A 20,047-nucleotide genomic window follows, 5' to 3' on the forward strand; every position below is an offset into this window, starting at 1 on the left:
CATCGCCTCGAGTGGATGGCAGGACACATAACCTCATCGAAGCTACGGAGTCATGGCCCAGCTCGTCGGTCCGGAGATGGCCTGGGAAGAGGCCGCTCGCCATGTTCGCGTGGAGGCGCGGTTCTCCGGCTGGAGTGCTGCGTGTTGAAGAGAGAAATTGAACCACAGAGGCACAGAGGGCACAGAGGAAGAGAAGAAGAGAGGGAGAGAATTTTTTCTCTCTCTCTCTTCCTCTGTGCCCTCTGTGCCCTCTGTGGTTTATCTCTCTTCTGTTTCAGGCGATCGGTGGTCTAGCGGGCGCCAGCATCCGGCGCCGCGGATCCCGCCGGCTGCGCCCCCGCCGGCGCCGCGATCGCCGCCCCTGCCGGCGCCCCGTCGCGCAGCGCGAGCTGCCCGCTGCGGCAGGTGTCGATCGCGGACGCCAGGATGCGCATCGCCTCCTGCGGCGCGTGGAACCCCGACGAGTTCTCGGCCTCCGCGAAATCCACGAAGAACTGGCACTTCCGCTGCGCCTCCCGCGCGACAGCGAGCGTCTCGTCGGTCATGCCCGCCTCCTTCGCCCGCTTGATGTCCCCGATCAGCGCCGTCAGCGCGTCGAGCGCCCGGTTGCGCGTCTCGAAATGCCGCTCCTGGATCGTCTCCACGCGCTGCCGGAGCTCGTCCTCGGGCCACCTGTGGCACGTCTGGCACGCCCGGTTGATGTTGAGCAGCGGGCTCTGGATGTGGTGGTCGCTCACCTTCGCCGCCCCCACCCGCTGGTACGGCATGTGGCAGTCCGCGCACGCGACCCCGGAGCGCGCGTGCACGCCCTGATTCCACATCTCGAACTCCGGGTGCTGCGCCTTCAGCACCTTCGCCCCCGACTCCGCGTGCGTCCAGTCCGCGTGGCCGTTCTCCGCGTAGTAGGCGTAGATCTCGTCGACCTTGATCCCCTTCGCCCACGGGTACACGAGGCGCTTCTCCGGGCCCTTGAAGTAATATTCCACGTGGCACTGGCCGCACACGTACGAGCGCATCTCCTGCTGGGTTGCCATCGTGTTGACGTCGTAGCTCTCCTGGCCCATCGACGCCTTCAGCGCGCGGATCCCCTCCAGGAACCCGGGCCGCGTCACCCGCAGCTGCATCGTCTGCGGATCGTGGCAGTCGATGCACGAGACCGGGTGCGTCACGTGCTTGCGCGCCTCCCCGAAGGGCATCTTGTTCATCGCCTCCCACCCGCGGATGAGGTCGCCCCCGCCGGCCTTCTTGTATGGCACGTACACGGAAGCGTGGCAGTGGATGCACGTCCCCGGCTGCTGCGTCACGATCTGCCGCTCGGTGAACACCTGGTCCTCGAGCATGTACGCGTGCCCGCGCTCCTCGCGGAAGTCGTGCGAGAACGCGTAGCCGGCCCACATCGTCTTCAGCCGCCCGTCCTCCTCGAGCTTCGACTGCGCCACGACGCTGCGCGGATCGGCCGCGGTGGGCGTGCGCGGCACCGCCTCGCTCCCGCCGAAGCGCGTGCGCTTCTGGTCCACCGTGCGCCGGTAGCTGTCGTACTGGACGGGGAAGTTCTTCCCCCAGACCGCCGGGTCCTCTGTCATGTCGTCGAGCTCGACGACACGATAGAACGGGTTCTTCGCCTCCTGCTTGTGCTCGAAGATGTTGACGAGCAGCGCGGCGATCCCGGCGGCGGCCGCCGCCGCGCCGATCGTGATGAGCGGCAGGTAGCGCCGGAGCGCCGGCTGCCGCGGGCTCTTTGTCGTGGATGCTTCGTCCGTGGGCTCCGTCATCGTATCCATCCCTCGAGCGGCGGGCGCGCCTCAGTGCAGGTGCCCCACCGATTGGTGGCAGCGCACGCACGAGATCCGGGGCGCCCCGCCGTGCTCGTTGTCGATCGCATGAACGATGTCGCCGTGACACGCGCGACAGGTCTCCTCGGTAACGCGGAGATTGCCGGGCTTGATCCGGATCGGATCCGGGAAGCGCCCCGACGTGAAGGCGAACGAGTGCCAGAACCCGTTCGTCGCCTTTGTGACATATTTCCCCAGGAACGTGTGGGGAGCATGGCAATCGTTGCATCCTGCCACAGCGCGGTGACTGGAGCGCTGCCACCCGTCGAACTGCTCGTTCATGATATGGCAGTTGGCGCACGCCGACGGATCGTTCTGCAGGTACGACGCGCCCTTCGCGTACACGAAGGTGTAGCCGCCCAGCCCCGCGGCCGCGCCGACCGCGATGAAGAGCACGAGGGGCAGGGCGCGTGTCCAGCGGCGCCCCGCGCTCGCGCGCTCGGGCGCGCCTGCGCGCTCGGGAACGGCCGGATCGAGCGGCGCGCTCCGCGGTCCTTCCCCTTCGGGCTCGCGGTCCTGCGGACGGGTCATCGGTCGCGGCGCGGTCTGCAAGGCAGGTGCCACGGCGGACACGCCAGGAGCGAGCCTTGACCGCGAGGCGACGGCGCGGCGAGGCGACGGCGAACGCCGGCTCGACCCAGGGCGCGCGCGTCTCGAGACGCGCGCCGGTCGACACGCGCGTCTCGACCGGCGCGCGCAACGCGTGCGCGGCGGCGCAGATCCCGCGCCGCCGCGCGCGTTAGGGGGCGGCTGTTCCCGCCGCGCCCCGGCTGCGCTAGGGAGCGTCGCGAGCCGCCCTCGTGAACGCACCGCGCGACCCGCACCCGAGCTCGACGTCGACGCCGCCCGCGAGCGCCGGCGTTCCCGCGGGCCGGCACGTACGGCTGTCGGACTTCGTGAAGCCGGCCGGCTGCGTGCCGTACCGGCGTTACCGCGTCGACGAGCCCCCGCTCGTGCCGACGGAGCAGGAGACATGACGAAAGCGGCCCCGAAGACGCCGTTCACGCCCTACCAGCGGCGGCTGTTCTGGTTCCTCAGCGTGGCCTCGTTCTTCGAGGGCTACGACTACCTCGCGCTCACGCAGATCCTGCCGAACTTCGGCGCGGAGATGGGGCTCGCCGCGCGCCACGAGGGGCTGCTCGTCGGCTTCATCAACGCGGGGACGATGATCGCGTACCTGCTCGTGCGCAAGGCCGACGAGTGGGGCCGGAGGCGGGTGCTCACGATCACGATCGCGGGTTACACGCTCTTCTCGGTGCTCACGGGGTTCGCGCCGAACGTCTACGTGTTCGCCGTCTTCCAGCTCCTCGCGCGCATCTTCCTGCTCGGCGAGTGGGCGGTCAGCATGGTGTACGCGGCCGAGGAGTACCCGAGCGACCGGCGCGGCATGGTGATCGGCGTCATCCAGGCGTTCTCGAGCCTCGGGTCGATCGTGTGCGCCGGCGTCGTGCCGCTGCTCCTCGCGACCCCGTACGGCTGGCGCAGCGTGTATTTCGTCGGCGGCATCCCGCTCGTGATCATGGCGGTGGCCCGTCGCGGCCTGCGCGAGACGGCGCGGTTCGAGCAGGCGGCGGCCGAGCGGCAAGGGGAGGGCGCGCAGCCGCTCTTGCGCATCTGGCGCACGCCGTACCGCGGGCGGATGCTGCAGCTCGCGCTGATCTGGGGGCTCACGTACGTGTGCACGCAGAACGCGGTGACGTTCTGGAAGTCGTTCGCGCTGCGGGAGCGGGGCTTCACCGACGCCGAGGTGGGCGCCAGCATCACGTTCGCCGCCGTGGTGTCGATGCCGCTCATCTTCGCCTCGGGCAAGCTGCTCGACGTCGTGGGCCGCCGCAGGGGCGCGGTGATCATCTATGTGCTGGCGGCGGGCGGCGTGCTCGGCGCCTATTCGCTGGGCTCGCGCGCCGGGCTCACGGCCGCGCTCGTCTTCGCCATCTTCGGCGCGAGCGGCGTGCTGCCCGTGCTGAACGCCTACATGACCGAGCTCTTCCCGACGCACCTCCGCAGCGACGCGCTCGCCTGGTCCAACAACCTGCTCGGCCGGATCGGCTACCTGCTCTCTCCGATCGCCGTGGGCCTCGCCGCGGAGGAGGTCGGCTGGGGACGTGCGGTGTCCGCGACATCGATCTTCCCGCTGTTCGCGCTGGCGCTCATCCTGTGGCTCCTGCCCGAGACGCGCGGCAAGGAGCTCGAGGAGACGGCGCGGGTGTAAGGGCGGCGGTCAGACGTCTGACCATGCGCGGTCAGACGTCTGACCATCCGTGGCCAGACGTCTGACCATCCGTGGCCAGACGTCTGACCATCCGTGGCCAGACGTCTGACCATCCGTGGCCAGACGTCGGGTCATGGTCAATCCGGGCGTGATTGACGCCGCCGACGGCCCGTGTCACTTTCGGCAGTGTCGCGCAGGCCCCGCATCGTGCGCCCTCGTCGGGGCCTCGACCCGCCCGTGAAGGCGGAGGGCGAGCGCACGCTGAGCGTCGGCGTGAAGGCCCTGCGGAGCGTGCTCGGCGCCGCAGAGGCAGCGGGGCTCGACGCGAGCTCGCTCGCCCGAGCGCACGGGCTCGCGCCGGAGGAGCTGCGCAACCCCGACTTCCGACTCGCCTATCGCCGTTGGATCGCGCTCTGGGACGATGTCGTCGAGAGGGCCGGCGATCCGGGCGTCGGGCTCCGCGCCGCGGAGGCGCTCTCGATCGGCCACTGGGACGTGATGGATTACGTCGTCGCGTCGAGCGACACGGTGGGCGACGCCTTCCAGAGGTTCTCGCGGCACTTCGCCGTCATCAGCACGGCCGTGCGCCACGTCCTCCAGGTCGATCGCAAGGAGGCCCGGCTCGTCCGGCAGCACGTGCCGGGCGCGGCCCCGCACCGGGTCGCGACCGAGTTCGGCTTCGCGAACATCGTCCTGCGCTTCCGCGCGCTCGCCGCCGCGCCGTTGTCGCCTTCCTCGATCCAGTTCCGTCACCCGCGCTGCGCCGAGCTCGAGACATACACCCGGATCTTCGCGTGCCCGATCCGATTTCGAGCGCCCGACGACGCGATCGTCCTCCCGCGCGAGGCGCTCGCGACGCCGATGAAGGGGGCCGCCCCCGAGCTCTGTGCCGTCCTCGATCGCCACGCCGCCCTCCTCGTGCAAAAGCTCCCGCCCGCCCAGGCGAGCCTCGTGGAGCGCGCGCGGCACGCGCTCGCGCTCGAGCTGCACGGCGGCGCTCCAAGGCTGGCGACGGTGGCGAAGCGGCTCGGGGTGAGCGCGCGCACGCTGCAACGACGCCTCTCGGAGGACGGCCTGCCCTTCCGAGCGCTCGTCGAGAAGACCCGCGAAGAGCTCGCGCTGCGCTACCTGGAGGATCCCGCCATCGGGCTGGCCGAGGTCGGCTCGCTCGTGGGCTTCTCCGATGTGAGCGCGTTCTACAAGGCCTTCCGGCGCTGGACGGGGAGCACGCCGGGCCAGCTCCGCGAGCGTTCCGCGGTGTAGCCGGAGGCATCGCAGGACAATCGATTGGCGTGGCGGCACAATGCCGAGCACGGCCCGGGCTCGTACGCTCCGGCCATGCGCTCCTTCGCTTGCCGCTGCTGCCTCGCGTGGCTCGTGCTCGCCTCGGGCTGCCTGGATCCAGACGCCCCTGGAAACCTCGTCCCGAGGACGGTGGCGGAAGACGACACGCTGCCTCGCTTCACCCTCCGCGACGGCGCCCGCATTCACCTTCGCACGCAAGGGGACCCGGAGAACCCCACCCTCATCACGCTGCACGGCGGCCCCGGCGGCGACATGCGCGGCATGCTCGGCCTCGACGCGCTCTCCGAGCGGTACTTCGTCGTCCACTGGGATCAGCGAGGCACCGGCCTCTCGGAGCGCGTCCCTTCATCGGACTTCACCGCCGACATGTACGCGGAGGATCTCCACGAGCTCGTCGAGCGCTTCTCCCCCGACGCGCCGGTCACGCTGTTCGGGCATTCGTGGGGCGCCATGTACGCGGCCCTCTATATCCAGAGGCACCCCGACCGCGTCGGAGAGGCCGTCCTCAGCGAGCCGGGCTTCCTGAACGCGGCGATCGCGAACGAGACCGAGCTCTTCACGTTCGGCCTCACCGCCGAGGGGCTGAACGATCTCGGCTGGTCGGAGTGGGCCATGAGCCCCGACGGAGACGCGCGCGCAGACTTCCTCCTCTCCCTGGGACAGGGCTGGTCGCAGCCAGGTTATTACGAAGATCCGGATGACCCCGACAACATCAAGGCCTTCCGCCTGGGCGCGCGCGCGATGCGGGACCTGCAGAATTCGGCAAAAACCGACGGAGCGTGGGATTTCGATTTCTCTTCCGGCCTCGATACCTTCTGCAACCCGGTGACCCTGATCGGAACGACGATCAACACCGTCATCGGGTTCGAGCAACAGGAGCGCCGCCACGCCCCTCTGTTTTGCAACGTCGAGCTCGTCCGCATCGAGGGCGAAGACCACGGCTGGGTGAACAGACACCCCGATCGTGTCATGGAGGTCCTCCGCGCCCACCTCGGGGCCTACAAGGAGGCGAGATGAGAGCGGTCGCCCTCGCCGCGGCGATGGCCGCCACGGCGGCCCCGGCGGTCGCGTCGGCCGCGCCCATCAGCGGGTACCAACGGGAGCAAGAGAACGCGACGCACGCCACCGTCGGCTGGAACTCCGCGCCCGCGCTGGAGCTCGCCTACGGGCGAACGATCCCGATGGGATCGTTCGTGCGCCGCCTCGACCTCGAGGTCGGACTGACGCTGCCGGTCTTCCTCGTGACGGCGCTCGACTCATTCCGCCTGGAGCCGGCGGCGCGCGCGATGCTGTTGCAGCACGGCGGCTGGGGGCTCGCCGGGCGCCTGGGGCTGCCGGTGCACACGGGCGACAACCAGACGTTTCAGTTCGCGAGCGTGGGCGCGCATCTCGGGCTCGCGGGCGGGTATTTCGCGCGCGGCGGGTTCATCGCGCTGGAGGTGGAGCACACGGCGATCCTGAGCACGTACATCGCGGCGAGCGATCGCGCGCGCGCGACCTACCAGGGCATTCGCGACGGTTTCTATGCGCCCACGGGGGGCTACCTCGACGCGAGCGTCGCGTTCGGGGTGTCGATCGGCTCGAGCCTCGAGCTCGGGCTGCGCGCGGGCTATCGCTCCACCCACGGCCTCGAGCCGCCCCCGCTCGTCCCCTTCCGCACCGAAGTGGGCCTGTCCTACGCGTTCGGGACGTCGGCAGCGGCGCCGCCCCGAGAGATCAAGCGGTAGCGTGACGCGCGGGCAGCCGTCCCCGCTTCCGGCGCGGCATCGACCGTGTGCTCAGCCCGCAGTGCTCGCCTTGTGGGCCTATCGCCGTTCGCTTAGCCTCACGGAATGCGGAGCTCTTTCCTTCCGGCCGTCGCGCTCGCGACGCTCTTCCTCGGATGTGCCGATCTCCTCGGGATCGAGGACGTGACCCGGGACCCGGGTCCGGGCGTCGGCGGCAGCGGCGGAGCCGGAGGCAGCGGCGGAGCCGGCGGCAGCGGCGGAGCCGGCGGCAGCGGCGGAGCCGGCGGCAGCGGCGGAGCCGGCGGCAGCGGCGGAGCCGGCGGCAGCGGCGGAGCCGGCGGCAGCGGCGGAGTCGGCGCCCCGAACGCGCCCACGACGCCGGTGCCGCGGTTGCCGATGCAGGACAGCGCTGTCGGCTCCATGCATGTGCCCGGCTCCCGGAGACCCACCTTCGTCTGGGAACCCTCGAGAGCGCCTGATGGAGGCAGCATCGAGTACACCCTCGAGCTCAGCCAGGACCCGTCGTTCGCCGCGGGCGTCGGCGCGGCGACGACGGCGGCGACGCGCTGGCAGCCGGACGCCGACCTCGAAGGGGCCGCGGCGCCCCCCGTGGGCAGCCGCGTCTACTGGCGCGTCCGCGCCTGCGCGGAGGGCGCCTGCTCCGAGCCGTCGGCCGTGCGATGGATCAACGTGGGGCGGGCCCACCACGACCTGAACGGCGACGGGGCCGACGACGTCCTCGTGGGGGCGAGCGACCACCTGCCCCCGGGGTTCGAGGACTACTACCCTTGCGGAGGCGCTCACGTCTTTCTGGGTGGAAAGGGCGACGGCTTCGACGCGACGGCGGATGGCACGCTGGTCGGTCTGAGCATGGAAGGTCGGCCCATCGAGACGGCCCACGTGGGGAGCGCCCTCGCGACGGCCGACGTGAACGGGGATGGCTTCGCCGACGCCGCGCTCGGGGGGGCGCCTCACGCGGATTTCAGAGGCCTGGTCCTCGTGATGCCCGGGAGCTCGGCCGATCCGGGGACGTGGCCCCCGGTCCAGCCGATCACGGAGCCTTCCAGGGTGAAAGACCGCCTGTTTGGAGCGGCGCTGGCCTCCGGCGACATCAACGCAGATGGCTACGCAGATCTGGTGATCGGCATGCCAGGAGCCGGGTACGACGGGGGTGAGCCCGGGAGCGCCCACGTGTTGCTGGGCGGCGCCGGGAGCCTCGATCCCGCTGCAGACGCGAGGTTCGTCGGGGTGCAAGCCTCGAGCGCGTTCGGCGCATCGCTCGCGTCGGCCGATTTCAATGGTGACGGCTTCTCGGACGTCGCCGTCGGAGCGCCCGGCAGCCGCCGCGTCTACGTGCATTTCGGCTCGTCCGGCCCGATCGATACAGTACCCGAGGGCCTGCTCGTCGGCGAGGGCGACTTCGGACGATCGGTGGGCGCTGGGGACGTCGACGGAGACGGGTTCGCCGACCTGCTCGTGGGAGATCCGACGAGCGGCACGGCCTCCCTGTTCCTCGGCGGACCGGGAGGGGCGTTCGATACGACGGCCGATCTGGTGCTGCTGGGGGAAGGTCCGTCCGATCGTTTCGGACAGGCGGTGTCCTCGGGGGACCTGGACGGCGATGGCTTCGCCGAGATGCTCGTGGGCGCGCCCGAGATCTATCCTGGCGGCAAGTTGTATGTGTACCGCGGTAGCGCGCGCCCCGACGCGGAGCCGGATGTCGCGAGCATCGGGCGGTCCGGCGACAAGGTGGGGACGCTCATCTCGCGCGCTGGCGATCTCAACCGCGATGGGCTCGGCGACATCGTCGTGGGGCTCGCCAGGGGCCCGAGCGTGCGCGTGTTCCTCGGCGGAAACCTCAGCGATGACCCGCAGGCCTCCCTCGCAGGCGGCAACAGCACCGAGAACTTCGGCTCGGCGGTGTCGCCGTAGCTGCGCAGCGCGACCGCGGCCTGCGGCCAGGGCCGTCCCGCGAGGGCGCGACGTCGGCCGCGCGGCCCGGCGCCGCGAGCGTCGGCGCCACGGCGACGACGCGGATGCCGTGCGCGCCGAGCTCGATGGCCACGCGCCCCGTCATGTCAACAACGCCGTGCTCGCTCGCGACGCGAGGGGGAGAACGAAGGCCAAACGTCTCGGAGACGTCAAGCCCCAACGACGGGACAGGCCCTGTTTCAAAGGCATGATCCCATGCGGTCCAGCCTCCTGGAAAAGCAACGCTCTATCTACAATTCATCCATGCACCGGACCGCTCGCCATCACGCCACGTCCTGTGGGAGCGGCAAACTGCCCGCCTGCGAGACGCCGCCGCCGGCTGCTGGTGGATGTAAGGAGGTGGGGGTGCTGGTACTACAGTCACAACTTGTGTCGGCCGTGTTTCTTCTTGCTAGGCTCTTGCTCGGTTTCGCAGCACACTCGTGACGGTCGGGGAACGTAGCCAACCTTCCGAGTAGCGTGAATCCTGCGCAGAATGTCCTACCCAGCGCCCCGGCCGAGCTCGGCCCCGGGGCCGTGCTGGGCCGTTACGAGCTGCTGCTGCCGATCGCGGCAGGCGGCATGGCCATGGTGTGGGCGGCGCGGCTGAAGGGAACGCGCGGCTTCCAGAAGATCGTCGCCGTCAAGACGATGCTGCCGCAGCTCTCCGAGGACGACCAGTTCGAGCGCATGTTCCTCCTGGAGGCGTCGCTCGCGTCGCAGATCCGCCACCCGCACGCCGTCGAGATCCTCGATCTCGGCGAGCAGGACGGCGTGCTGTTCATCGCGATGGAGTGGATCGACGGCGTCCCGCTGAGCCAGGTGATGAAGGCCGCGAAGCGGCGGAACGGCATTCCGATCCCGATCGCCGTGCGCATCGTGACGCAGGCCTGCGCGGGCCTGCACGCCGCGCACGAGCTCAAGGACAAGAGCGGCAAGCTCGTCGGCCTCGTGCACCGCGACATCTCCCCGCAGAACATCCTGGTCACGTACAACGGCATGGCCAAGGTGGTGGACTTCGGCGTGGCCAAGGCCACCGCGTTCAACGACAGCACGACGCGGGCCGGTCAGCTCAAGGGCAAGGTGAGCTACACGGCGCCGGAGGCGGTGCGCGGCGACGCGATCGACCGGCGCGTCGACGTGTTCGCGATGGGCATCGTGCTCTACGCGCTCACCACCGGCAACCACCCGTTCCGCAGGGAAAACGAGGGCGCGACGCTGTTCGCCATCTCGTCCCCGGACCCGGTGATCGCGCCGCGCGCGTTCCAGCCCGACTACCCGCCGCTGCTCGATGCCGTGCTGATGCGCGCGCTCGAGAAAGAGCGCGACCAGCGCTACGCCACGGCCAGCGAGCTGCAGCGAGCGCTCGAGAGGGCGCTGCCGCCCAGCCAGCGAGCCTCCGACGACGACGTCGCCAACTTCATCCGCGAGCTGTTCGAGGAGCAGCACCAGCAGACGCACGCGGCCCTCTCCGAGGCGCTGGAGCGCGCCGACCGCAACCAGCTGAGCAACAACCTCGGCATCTCCGACGTGACCGGCACTGGGCACTCGGTGGTGAGCGCCTTCAACACCGTCGACATCTGCCGCGCGACCCCGGGCACGGCCGGAAAGAGCACGCCCGACAACGAGATCCCTCCGTTCGCGCGCCCGAGGAGCCGCGCGCTGCCGGCGGTCGCGATCCTCGGGCTGTGCGCCGCCGGCGTGTTCGGCGCGCTGCAGCTCCGGAGCGCCGACGCGCCGGCCCCTCTTCCTTCCGCCGCCGCGCCCGCCGCCCCGGGGACGTCGCCTCCCGAGGCGGAGCCCCCGGCGCCGACGCCCCCCGAGGCGGAGGCGCCCCCGGCGACCGAGCCCGGCGCGCCCCCTGGCGAGCCCTCTGCCTCCGCCTCGGCCAGCGCAGGCCCGACGCCGGCTCCGCGCCCGGCGCCCCGTGGGGGCGCAGCGCCCCGCCGTCAGAACAAGCCCGCCGAGCCGAGCGCGTCGCCGAGCCCGACGCCGCAGCCCGCGTCGACCAGGTCGTGGAAGCACGACCCGGGGTTCTAGCCGGACGCGACCCCCTCAGAAGGCGCCCGAGAGGCTCGCGCCTACCTCGGATCCGCCCGCGATGGGCACGAGCGCGAGCGAGGTCTTCGCGGGCTCTTTCGGCTTCTTCTGAAGGAGCAAGATCGCGGTCGCCGTGCCGACCGCGGCGACGCCGACGCCGAGCGCCACCTGCGCGCCGTAGTGGAAGAACTTGAGGTCGTCGTAGCGCGACTCCATGGAGGCCGGGCACGACTTGCCGCCCGGACCGCAGGCGTCTTCCAGATCCTTGAGCGCTCCCTGGCGGAGCGCGAACAGCACCCCGGAGCCGATGAGGCTCGCGGCGCCGACGCCCCCGATGACGAAGGGCACCACCTTCGACGGCGGCTTGTCCGGCAAGGCGCCCGCCTGGATCAGCAGCTCTTGCGGCAGCGCTTCGAGCGTCACCTCGACGCGCGTGACCCCCTGCTCCTTCAGCTCCACCGTCTCCTGGAACGGCTTGTGGTTGGGCGCCCTGGCGGTGAGCGCGTGAGGCCCGGGATCGAGCGGCACCTCGACGCCGATGGACGTGCCGCCGAGGGCGATGCCGTCGAGCGCGATGGCCGCGGAGGCCGCCCCTTTGCCGCGCACGATGACGAGCTTCGGGATCCGGGCGCGCAGCCGGCCGATCGACTGCTCGACCTCGGCCCGGAAATCGGGCCCCACGGCGTCGGCCTCCGCGAGCGCGAGCTCGTAGCCACCGAGCGCGGCCACGAGCCGCCCCAGGTTCTCCTCGCACACGGCGATGTGGAAACGAACCTGCGGCGTCATCCGCACCTGGCCGACCTCGCGGAACTGCTGCAGGGCCGCCGCCCAGTTGCCCGCTTGCTCGAGCTCGGTCGCCTGCTGGAACTGCGCACGAGCTCGCTTGAGCTCTTCGGCGTCCTGGGCGAGCGCGGGCGCCCCGAGCAGCAGCACCGCCGCGACGAGGAACATTCGTGGAAAATTCCTCACCGCCGCGACGCGGAGCATTCGTGGGAAGTTCCTCATGCGAGGCGTAGCATAGTGGCTTGCCGCCTCCGCTCCTGTCAACGTGGCGTCGCGGCCTTCGCGGCGCGCGTGTCAACGTGGCGGCGCGGCTGTCGCCGCGCGCGACGCCGCGCCGCAACGTCGTCGGAGGTGCGAGCGTGGCGGCAGCGCTCCGCGCGCGGATCCTGGCGCTGCCTCGATTTGGGGCCGCGAAATCCGCCGGGGAATGGTACTTTTGTCGCCGGATGTCGACCCCGAGCTTTCTGCGTTGCTTCGCCCTGCTCCGCGCCGTCGCGGCCGCCGCGCTGACGGCGGGGATCTCCGCCGTTTCGTGCAGCGTGCCGGACTTCGAGTTCGCGCCGGCCGGCCTGCCGGCGCACTGTACCGACGACACGCAGTCCGACGGCGAGACGGGCCTGAACTGCGGCGGCCCGTGCGAGCCGTGCCCGCTCGGCTCCGCCTGCGCCGCGAGCCGGGACTGCGCCGAGGGCGAGTGCATCGACGGCGTCTGCCAGGAAGCGGGCTGCATGAACGGCGCCCGCGACGGCTCGGAGTCGGACATCGATTGCGGCGGCAGCTGCGACAAGAAGTGCGCGACAGCCCAGGACTGCAACCGGGCCAGCGACTGCGAGAGCGGCGTGTGCCAGGACGGCCTGTGCGTCGGGGCGACCTGCACCGACGGCGTCACCAACGGCACCGAGAGCGACGTGGACTGCGGCGCCGATTGCGAGGGCTGCGAGGACGGCAAGGCGTGCCGCTCGAGCAGGGACTGCCTCAGCGAAGATTGCATCGGCGAGGTGTGCGGTCCCACCTGCTCCGACGGCTACGCCAACTGCGATCGCGAGGCCGAGGGCGAGTGCGAGGTGAACCTGCGCACCGACGTGAACAACTGCGGCGACTGCGGCCTGAAGTGCGCGCTGCCGAACGCGACGGCAGAGTGCCAGGGCGGCGCCTGCAGGGTCAGGGCGTGCGAAGCGCCTTACGCCGACTGCGACGGCGATCCCGAGAATGGCTGCGAGGTGGACACATCGACCGACGCGAGCCACTGCGGCGGGTGCGACACGCTGTGCCCGGCCGAGCACGGCGACGCGTATTGCGAGGCGTCGGTGTGCAAGATCGCGTGCGATGAGGGCTACACCGACTGCAACGATAACGTCGAAGACGGCTGCGAGAGGTTGACCACCCGCGACGTGCTCCACTGCGGCGGGTGCGGCATGGAGTGCGTGCCCAAGGAGGGCGGCAGCCCCTGGTGCCGCAACGGCGTGTGCGGCGAGACGGTTTGCCCGGCCGGCAGGGGCAACTGCAATGGCGACCCCGACGACGCCTGCGAGGTGAATCTGGCCGCCGATGCGGAGAACTGCGTCACGTGCGGCGGCCTGTGCACGGTCGCCAACGGCACCGGCAGATGCACCGCCACCGGCTGCGCCATCGGCAGCTGCCAGCCGGGCTTCGCCGACTGCGACGGCGACTACGCCAACGGCTGCGAGACGAACACGGAGACGAGCCTCGACCACTGCGGCGGCTGCGGCGAGACCTGCACCGTCGCCGGCGGCACCCCCAAGTGCGAGGGCGGCGAATGCAAGGTGAGGACCTGCAATAGCGGCAGGGGGGACTGCGACGGCGATCCGGACAACGGCTGCGAGACGAACATCAACACAAACCAGACCCACTGCGGCGCCTGCGCGTCCGCCGGCGGCGTCGACTGCAACACGATTTACGCGAACGCCACCGCGGCCTGCCAGAGCGGCGCCTGCGCCTTCGTCAGCTGCAAGCCGGATTACGCCAACTGCAACACCTCGCTGGCAGACGGCTGCGAGGCCAACCTCAGGACCGACGAGGGGCACTGCGGCAGCTGCAGCACCCAGTGCAGCACCGTCAACACCACGAGCAACCAGTGCGTCGACGGCGCCTGCAACCCGGTGTGCACGAGCGCGCAGTACGACGACTGCGGGGTACCGAAGAACGGCTGCAACATCGACCTGTGGAGCGACGAGAGCAACTGCCTCGGCTGCAACCTCGTGTGCCAGAGCGGGTCGAGCGCCCACGTCACCAGCAATCAGTGCAGCTCGTCGGGCTGCAACCCGGTGTGCAGCGGCCTGTGGCGCAACTGCGACGGCAACGCGATGAACGGCTGCGAGAAGGACACCTCCGGCGACATCAACGCCTGCGGCGGTTGCAACACCCGGTGCCTCCTGGCGCACGCGAGCGCCACCGCCTGTACGGCCGGCACCTGCGTGCCCACCTGCGACCCGGGCTGGAAGGCTTGCGGCGACCCCAGCGGCGGCTGCACGACCCAGCTCGGCACCGCCAGCAACTGCGGCGACTGCGGCCACGTGTGCTCGGGGACGAGGGCCATCTGCTCGAACGGCAACTGCGTCGTCACGCCGGATATCGTCGTCGTCAACTCGGGCACGACCGGGACCTTGAGCACCATCGGGGCGTCGGCGCCCATCATCAACGTGAGCCACGCCCTGCAGACGCCGCGGGACCACGATCGCATGGTCCTTGTCGGGATCGTCGCGTCCGAGAACTCGCTCACGCCGGTGAGCGTCACCTACGACGGCACGCCGATGACGCGCTTCAACTCGCAGCAGGTGACGGGCGAGAACAACGGCGCGGCGCACATCTACTATCTCCTGGACAGCCAGCTTCCGGCCGCCACGGGCAACAAGCCCGTGATGGTGCAGATGGCGAACTCGAACACCTGGGGCGTGTACTTCGCCAACGTGGTGGAGCTGAAGGGCGTGCACCAGTCGAACCCGTTCGCGAGCACCACCACGACCGGCACCCACGTCAGCGCGACGGACTGCGGCAGCACGGTGACCCGAGGGGTCAGCACCAACTTCAGCGCGACCGGCTCGTTCGTGTACACGGTGATGGCGGCGCGCAACGCCAATACCGGCGCCACCATCAGCCCCACCGCGGCGACCTCCACCATGAACCGGCGCCTGACCGATCCGACGGTCATGGTCGCGCTGGCCGGCTATCTCGTTGCCAACTCCAACACCACCATCTCCTGGACGATGGGCAGCTGCTGGAGCACCGCCGGCGTCGGCGTCGCCGTGCGGCGCGCGGGCTGAGCACCTCGAGGCGCGACGCGCCGCGCGGCGGCGGACCGGCCGCCGCGCCGCTGCAGGGCTGGACCGACGAGCGAGCCATCGACGTCAACGACGGCGCCCCGCGACATCAGGGCACGAGGACGTAGCGAACGTCTGGATCACCATTCCAGGCATCGCTCACGGCGCGCAGCGGCAGGCTGGTGAACGGCGCGTCGAATCCGGCGGCAGGAGCAGCAGCGAGCAATTCGCCAGCGCCGGCCAGGAGCTCCTTGACGGACACGCTGCCGATGCCGCTCCCCATCAGCTCCAGGCCCGTGCTGCGCAGCATGTCGCCGCGGAGAGGGATCTCGTCGCCTGCCACGGTGCCGAGCTGCACGTAGCGCAGGCGCGGCTCGCCGGCCCGGGAGCCGCGGTCCTTCGTCGCGGCCCTCAGGACGCGGACGGCGGGCTCGCCCCAGACGAAATCGAGCACGACGTCGACCCCCTCGTCGAACTGCGCGCGCAGCGCGCTGTCCGCGTGATCCTTCAGGGCGATCTTCACGTCTGCGGCCAGGCGCTCGAGCTTCGCCTCGTCGCGACCGACAGCGATCACCTTGCCTGCGCCGAGATACCGGGCGGTCTGGAGCGCCATGCCGCCCGCGGCGCCCGTCGCGCCGAGGACAAGCACGGTTTCACCCCGCTGGAGCCTGGCCCGCCGTGAACACGCGATCCACGACGCCAGCCCCGCCGTGGCGACGGCCGCCGCGCGCTCGCTGGAAAGAGCCTCGGGGACCGGAACCATCATGTGGCTGGCGACGAGGGATCTCTCCGCCATGGAGCCGAAGGGCGCCTTCGGGAACAGGAAGTAGACGCGGCGCCCGGCTCCGTCGATCCCGACGCCATCGACCCCCGGCACGAATCCAGCGGACGCGCCGCTCGCGTAATGCTTGCCCGAGGCCAGGCCCTTCACGATCGGGCTGAGCGCGGCGGCGCGCATCGCGACAACGGCTTCGCCGTCGCCGGCCTCCGGCTCACGAAAGTCCTGGAACGACGGCGCAACGCCGAATGAACTCACGACTGCAGCTCTCATGCTGTTTCCTCCAGAGAGATGTCCCGTGGGCCCCTCGCGGAGACCTGTCACTTTCGTATAGACAGGGTGAGAAGGACGAGCCATGCTCGAAAGTCGGCATTTCGTTCGCGATCGTCCGAGGGGCGCCATGGACCCGCTTTCCGAGGTTCTCTCCCTGCTGAAGCCTCACAGCTACATCACGGCGGGCTTCGACGCCGGCGGGGCATGGGCGCTCACGCTCGATGACCTGGCTGGTCGCATCAAGTGCTATGCCGTCATCAAGGGCACCTGCTGGCTGGCGATGCAGGGCGTCGACGCGCCGGTGCGGCTCCAGCCGGGAGACTGCTTCGTCCTGCCCAGCGGGCGGCCGGTGAGCATCGGCAGCGATCTGGGCGTCGCGCCGAGGCGGGCGAGCGAGGTGCTCGACCCGAACCGCAGCGGCGAGGTCGTCACCTACAACGGCGGCGGCGACGTGTTCCTCGTCGGCAGTCGCTTCGAGGTGAACGGCCGGCACGCCGAGGTGCTGCTCCGGACGATGCCGCCGCTCATGCGCGTCGAGACGTCGGGCGACCGCGCCAGGCTCAGGTGGTCCATCGAGCTCATGATGGAGGAGCTGCGGGAGGCCCGTCCGGGCTCATCGCTCGTGGCCCAGCAGCTCGCGCACATGATGCTGGTGCAAGCGCTTCGCCTGTATCTGTCCGAGCGTTCCCGCGACGACGTCGGATGGTTTGCGGCCCTCGCCGATCCTCAGCTGAGCGCGGCGCTCGGAGCGATACACGCGGATCCAGCGTTTCCCTGGACCTTGCAGGAGCTGGCCGCGCGGGCCGGTATGTCGCGCTCGATCTTCGCCGAGCGCTTTCGCGAGCGGGTCGGGGAGACGCCGATCGCCTACCTGACGCGCTGGAGGATGATGCTGGCGGCAGAGAAGCTCATGCACGGCCGTGACACGCTGGCGCGAATCGCGGCGTCGCTCGGCTACGAATCCGAGCACGCGTTCAACACGGCATTCAAGCGCGTCATGGGCACCTCCCCGAGGCGATACGCCAGGGCCGCGCTCGAAGAGACCTCCGGCGGCTCGGGGTGAGCTGGCCGCCGAGGCGCGCGCGGCGGCGCCCAGGGCCGCGCGCGCGTGCGCGGCGCCGCTCCTGCTCGGGTGGCACGGGCGCTGATCAGCCCTCGACGCGGGGCCGCACACACGCGAGGGCTACGCGGCGACGTATCGCCGCTGCAACACGCGACGCTCCTCCTCCGTCGACGCCGCGATGAGCTCGATATAAGGCTCGAAGGCGAGGGGCATGGGGAGATCGAAGAGCAGGTGCTTCTCGGGATCGACGCTCTTCCCCGCGCCATGGCAGAGGAACAGGCGCTCCTGGAGGAGCGGGAAGACGGCGATGGAGGTGAGCTCGTGCCGCTCGATTGTCTCGACGTCGGCGATCGACGGCTCGAGGATCTCGTCGAACACGCCGCTCGGGTGCTCGAACGGACCTCCGGCGTGACGGTTCACGTCCTTGCGCACGAGCGCACCGCCGCGCCCGATCGTGATGAATGAGCGCTCGTGAGGCGTGCCCTCCCAGACCGTCACGCGCCGGCTCGTCGCGTCGGGGTGGATCCACACGGTCGGGAGGTCGATGTTCAGCGGCGCCACGCGCTTGACCCGGCCGATCGTGCTCGACCCGAGGAACTGCCGGGTGACGGCCGTGCAGAAGAGGACGTCCGCCGGAGCGAGCCGTGTCCCCTGCCAGTCGCGATCCCGGCGGAAGTGACGGAAGAAGAGGAGGTAGGGAGACCTGCACATCTGCGCGAGGACGAAGAGCCCCCTGCGGGTCTCGACGTCGATCACGTTGCCTTCGCTCCAGGTGACGCGCCCCATCGCGACCGCGACTCTACCCGTTCAGGCTCGCTCCGGCGAGGCGATCGTCTCCTCGATCGCCGGGCGTCGAGGTGGCGATCGATCTGCGCGGGCGTGATGGGGCGCGTGACGTACGTCGCCGGCAGCGTCACGCGGACGTGCTGGTTGGCCGCGGAGGGTCAGACGTATGACCGAGGATGGTCAGACGTCTGGCCGTGGAGGGTCAGACGTCTGGTGGTGGGGGAGCTTCTCCACCCTGCCGGAATGATGGAACCGCCAAGACGCCATAAGACGCCAAGATTTTTTGGTTTTCTTGGCGTCTTATGGCGTCTTGGCGGTTCAAAAGACCCCACCATCGGCCGAAGTACCCCACGGTCAGACGTCTGGCCGTGGAAGGTCAGACGTCTGACCGCGGAAGGTCAGACGTCTGGCTCAGCGCGCGTTGCAGGCGAAGATGTGCTCGATGGCGTCCACGCACATCTGCTCCGCCACCTCCTGGGTGATCCGAGAGAGCACCCGGAACCGCGTGAGCTCGGTCAAGGTCCGGTGCACGTTGACCTCCGCGATCACCTCTCCGTCGCCCTCGGCGTCCGCTCTGGAGAAGAGGCGGATCAGGTTGTTTGCGTCCGCCGGCACGCCCCGGAGCAGGATGTGAAACTCGAGGCTCGGCGTCTGTTCGCCCACGTCGTGCTCGAGCCGGTAGGAATGGCCCGACGCGGCGAGCTCGTCGCCGATGGCCTCGCACGTGGGCACGATGATGTCGGCCAGGATCCGCCGGAAATCCGCGTTGAAACGCGCGCGCCGGTCGGGCACGTCAGCGCCGCTCGTCGCCTGGGCCAGGCGCTTGCCGTATTTCCTCTGGATGATCGCCAGCCGGATGCGGGCGTGCTCATTGATGGCCATGCTTGTGTCCCTCACCGGACAGAACAGCGCTGGTGTCGCGTCGCTCTCGCGGACCGCTCTCGCAGAGGAGCACGCGGACCTCAGAGGAGCAGGACCTTGACCTGGCCCGGGACGATGTTCGTCCCGTTGATGTTGATCTGGTTCTGGATTCCCGTGGCGCCGAGCCGCACCGCCGGCTTGTTCTGGAGCAGCAGCTTGGGGTAGGGGACGAGGCGCCGCGAGGGGCCCATGTTGCGACGGGACACAACGCCGCCAAGGATCCCGGGGTTATCGCCCATGGAGATCGGGACGATGGTCGCCAGGGTATGGGCGGCGCCCCTCCCCAGGATCACCTTGTACACGACGGACGTCGCCATGGGGCGAGACGCCGTGTTGGGGTAGGGGACAGGCCCCGGCAGGCAGACGTCCGGAACGCCGAAGTCGATCCCACCGCCCGAGGTGATGGCAAAGCACATGTCCGGTCACCCTACCTGGATCTGGTCGCCGTCGATCTTCACGACATGCGACGCGGTGATCTTCGCGTTCTCGCCGTGCATGGCGAGGCTGCCCTTGGCCGCGTAGTCGATGCGCTCGGCGCGCACGTGGTCCGCCTCCTCCACGATGCGGTAGGAGCGCTTCACCCGCTGCATCAGCCGCTCGAGCTGAGCGTCGAGGCTCCGGCCGATCAGCTTGGCCCGGTCCACCTCCCCGCGGACCATCTCGCTGACGAACGAGAACAGCCCCAGCGCGACGTGCCCCTCCTTCGCCTGAACACGGAAGGTCGACGCGGCCATCGAGAGATCCTTGCCGGACGCCACGTGCACGCCGTCCGGCGCCGAGAGGCCCAGCGCGCCGCGCTGCAAGCGGATCTGGAGATCCCCTTCGGACACGAGGTGCGAGGGCGCGCCCTCCTCCCGCTCGAGGACGGCGAGGATGTACTGCGCGCCGTTCACGGCGGCGAGGAGCACCAGGTCTCCGGCGGCGGGCGCGAGCAGGCAGCTCGTGGCGCGCTTCGCGCGGACCTCGCCGTCGTCGGTCTCGACTGTGTACGTGGATCCATCGACGCGGAGCACGGCGCCATGGTCACCGTACGCTCCCCGCTCGTATCGCCTCGTCCTTGCTACGCTCTGCATCGTCT

General features: G+C 70.2%; 17 protein-coding genes. 9 read left to right on the forward strand and 8 right to left on the reverse strand.

Translation table 11 applies throughout. The features are described from left to right. Window positions 1-290 precede the first annotated feature (290 nt). On the reverse strand, window positions 291-1,772 hold the full coding sequence (locus WMF24_RS07625) for an ammonia-forming cytochrome c nitrite reductase subunit c552 (protein ID WP_437735700.1): 1,482 nt from the start codon (window positions 1,770-1,772) through the stop codon (window positions 291-293). A gap of 30 nt (window positions 1,773-1,802) precedes the next feature. Then, window positions 1,803-2,363, reverse strand: a complete 561-nt coding sequence (nrfH, locus tag WMF24_RS07630; protein WP_437735701.1) for a cytochrome c nitrite reductase small subunit — start codon at window positions 2,361-2,363, stop codon at window positions 1,803-1,805. A 269-nt stretch (window positions 2,364-2,632) separates the two neighbouring features. Here nrfH and WMF24_RS07635 point away from each other — a divergent pair, with 269 nt between their 5' ends. From WMF24_RS07635 to WMF24_RS07665, 7 genes are all read left to right on the forward strand, one after another. Further along, complete coding sequence (locus WMF24_RS07635; RefSeq protein ID WP_437735702.1) at window positions 2,633-2,809, forward strand: hypothetical protein; 177 nt, start codon at window positions 2,633-2,635, stop codon at window positions 2,807-2,809. Then, window positions 2,806-4,044, forward strand: coding sequence for an MFS transporter (locus WMF24_RS07640; protein ID WP_437735703.1), 1,239 nt, complete (start codon window positions 2,806-2,808; stop codon window positions 4,042-4,044). The genes WMF24_RS07635 and WMF24_RS07640 overlap by 4 nt, the downstream gene beginning before the upstream one ends. Before the next feature lie 207 nt (window positions 4,045-4,251). Then, complete coding sequence (locus WMF24_RS07645) at window positions 4,252-5,307, forward strand: AraC family transcriptional regulator (protein ID WP_437735704.1); 1,056 nt, start codon at window positions 4,252-4,254, stop codon at window positions 5,305-5,307. 75 nt (window positions 5,308-5,382) lie between these two features. Then, a complete protein-coding gene (locus WMF24_RS07650; protein WP_437735705.1) occupies window positions 5,383-6,366 on the forward strand; it encodes an alpha/beta fold hydrolase in 984 nt (327 codons plus the stop codon). Continuing rightward, entirely contained in the window at window positions 6,363-7,076 is a 714-nt protein-coding gene (locus WMF24_RS07655) for a hypothetical protein (RefSeq protein WP_437735706.1), read from the forward strand. Before WMF24_RS07650 ends, WMF24_RS07655 begins: the two co-directional genes overlap by 4 nt. 105 nt (window positions 7,077-7,181) lie before the next feature. Further along, entirely contained in the window at window positions 7,182-9,008 is a 1,827-nt protein-coding gene (locus WMF24_RS07660) for an FG-GAP-like repeat-containing protein (RefSeq protein ID WP_437735707.1), read from the forward strand. Between the two features lie 519 nt (window positions 9,009-9,527). Next, window positions 9,528-11,087 (forward strand): serine/threonine-protein kinase, encoded by a 1,560-nt coding sequence (locus tag WMF24_RS07665; protein WP_437735708.1) that lies wholly within the window; start codon window positions 9,528-9,530, stop codon window positions 11,085-11,087. Window positions 11,088-11,102: 15 nt separating this feature from the next. Here the strand turns inward: WMF24_RS07665 and WMF24_RS07670 are convergent, their stop codons facing one another. Next, window positions 11,103-12,092, reverse strand: a complete 990-nt coding sequence (locus WMF24_RS07670) for a PEGA domain-containing protein (RefSeq protein WP_437735709.1) — start codon at window positions 12,090-12,092, stop codon at window positions 11,103-11,105. 224 nt (window positions 12,093-12,316) lie between these two features. On the opposite strand from WMF24_RS07670, the gene WMF24_RS07675 reads away from it, so the two are divergent. Then, window positions 12,317-15,151, forward strand: coding sequence for a hypothetical protein (locus tag WMF24_RS07675; protein WP_437735710.1), 2,835 nt, complete (start codon window positions 12,317-12,319; stop codon window positions 15,149-15,151). 106 nt (window positions 15,152-15,257) lie between these two features. Here the strand turns inward: WMF24_RS07675 and WMF24_RS07680 are convergent, their stop codons facing one another. Beyond that, entirely contained in the window at window positions 15,258-16,199 is a 942-nt protein-coding gene (locus WMF24_RS07680) for a zinc-binding dehydrogenase (RefSeq protein WP_437735711.1), read from the reverse strand. A gap of 127 nt (window positions 16,200-16,326) precedes the next feature. Here WMF24_RS07680 and WMF24_RS07685 point away from each other — a divergent pair, with 127 nt between their 5' ends. After that, window positions 16,327-17,262 (forward strand): AraC family transcriptional regulator, encoded by a 936-nt coding sequence (locus WMF24_RS07685; RefSeq protein ID WP_437735712.1) that lies wholly within the window; start codon window positions 16,327-16,329, stop codon window positions 17,260-17,262. A gap of 120 nt (window positions 17,263-17,382) precedes the next feature. Here the strand turns inward: WMF24_RS07685 and WMF24_RS07690 are convergent, their stop codons facing one another. From WMF24_RS07690 to WMF24_RS07705, 4 genes are all read right to left on the reverse strand, one after another. After that, on the reverse strand, window positions 17,383-18,048 hold the full coding sequence (locus WMF24_RS07690) for a hypothetical protein (RefSeq protein ID WP_437735713.1): 666 nt from the start codon (window positions 18,046-18,048) through the stop codon (window positions 17,383-17,385). Window positions 18,049-18,459: 411 nt separating this feature from the next. Next, on the reverse strand, window positions 18,460-18,930 hold the full coding sequence (locus WMF24_RS07695) for a hypothetical protein (protein WP_437735714.1): 471 nt from the start codon (window positions 18,928-18,930) through the stop codon (window positions 18,460-18,462). An 80-nt stretch (window positions 18,931-19,010) separates the two neighbouring features. After that, window positions 19,011-19,385 (reverse strand): DUF4150 domain-containing protein, encoded by a 375-nt coding sequence (locus tag WMF24_RS07700; RefSeq protein ID WP_437735715.1) that lies wholly within the window; start codon window positions 19,383-19,385, stop codon window positions 19,011-19,013. Between the two features lie 6 nt (window positions 19,386-19,391). Beyond that, window positions 19,392-20,042, reverse strand: coding sequence for a DUF3540 domain-containing protein (locus WMF24_RS07705; protein ID WP_437735716.1), 651 nt, complete (start codon window positions 20,040-20,042; stop codon window positions 19,392-19,394). Window positions 20,043-20,047 lie beyond the last annotated feature (5 nt).

It is taken from the genome of Sorangium sp. So ce1335, assembly GCF_051521615.1.
Taxonomy (GTDB): domain Bacteria; phylum Myxococcota_A; class Polyangia; order Polyangiales; family Polyangiaceae; genus Sorangium.

Coding starts and splice junctions, on each gene's coding strand:
- WMF24_RS07655 (WP_437735706.1), top strand. CDS start 6,363: ATGAGAGCGGTCGCCCTCGCCGCGGCGATGGCCGCCACGGCGGCCCCG.
- WMF24_RS07670 (WP_437735709.1), bottom strand. CDS start 12,092: ATGAGGAACTTCCCACGAATGCTCCGCGTCGCGGCGGTGAGGAATTTT.
- WMF24_RS07660 (WP_437735707.1), top strand. CDS start 7,182: ATGCGGAGCTCTTTCCTTCCGGCCGTCGCGCTCGCGACGCTCTTCCTC.
- WMF24_RS07680 (WP_437735711.1), bottom strand. CDS start 16,199: ATGAGAGCTGCAGTCGTGAGTTCATTCGGCGTTGCGCCGTCGTTCCAG.
- nrfH (WP_437735701.1), bottom strand. CDS start 2,363: ATGACCCGTCCGCAGGACCGCGAGCCCGAAGGGGAAGGACCGCGGAGC.
- WMF24_RS07705 (WP_437735716.1), bottom strand. CDS start 20,042: ATGCAGAGCGTAGCAAGGACGAGGCGATACGAGCGGGGAGCGTACGGT.
- WMF24_RS07685 (WP_437735712.1), top strand. CDS start 16,327: ATGGACCCGCTTTCCGAGGTTCTCTCCCTGCTGAAGCCTCACAGCTAC.
- WMF24_RS07625 (WP_437735700.1), bottom strand. CDS start 1,772: ATGACGGAGCCCACGGACGAAGCATCCACGACAAAGAGCCCGCGGCAG.
- WMF24_RS07690 (WP_437735713.1), bottom strand. CDS start 18,048: ATGGGGCGCGTCACCTGGAGCGAAGGCAACGTGATCGACGTCGAGACC.
- WMF24_RS07650 (WP_437735705.1), top strand. CDS start 5,383: ATGCGCTCCTTCGCTTGCCGCTGCTGCCTCGCGTGGCTCGTGCTCGCC.
- WMF24_RS07695 (WP_437735714.1), bottom strand. CDS start 18,930: ATGGCCATCAATGAGCACGCCCGCATCCGGCTGGCGATCATCCAGAGG.
- WMF24_RS07700 (WP_437735715.1), bottom strand. CDS start 19,385: ATGTGCTTTGCCATCACCTCGGGCGGTGGGATCGACTTCGGCGTTCCG.
- WMF24_RS07675 (WP_437735710.1), top strand. CDS start 12,317: ATGTCGACCCCGAGCTTTCTGCGTTGCTTCGCCCTGCTCCGCGCCGTC.
- WMF24_RS07640 (WP_437735703.1), top strand. CDS start 2,806: ATGACGAAAGCGGCCCCGAAGACGCCGTTCACGCCCTACCAGCGGCGG.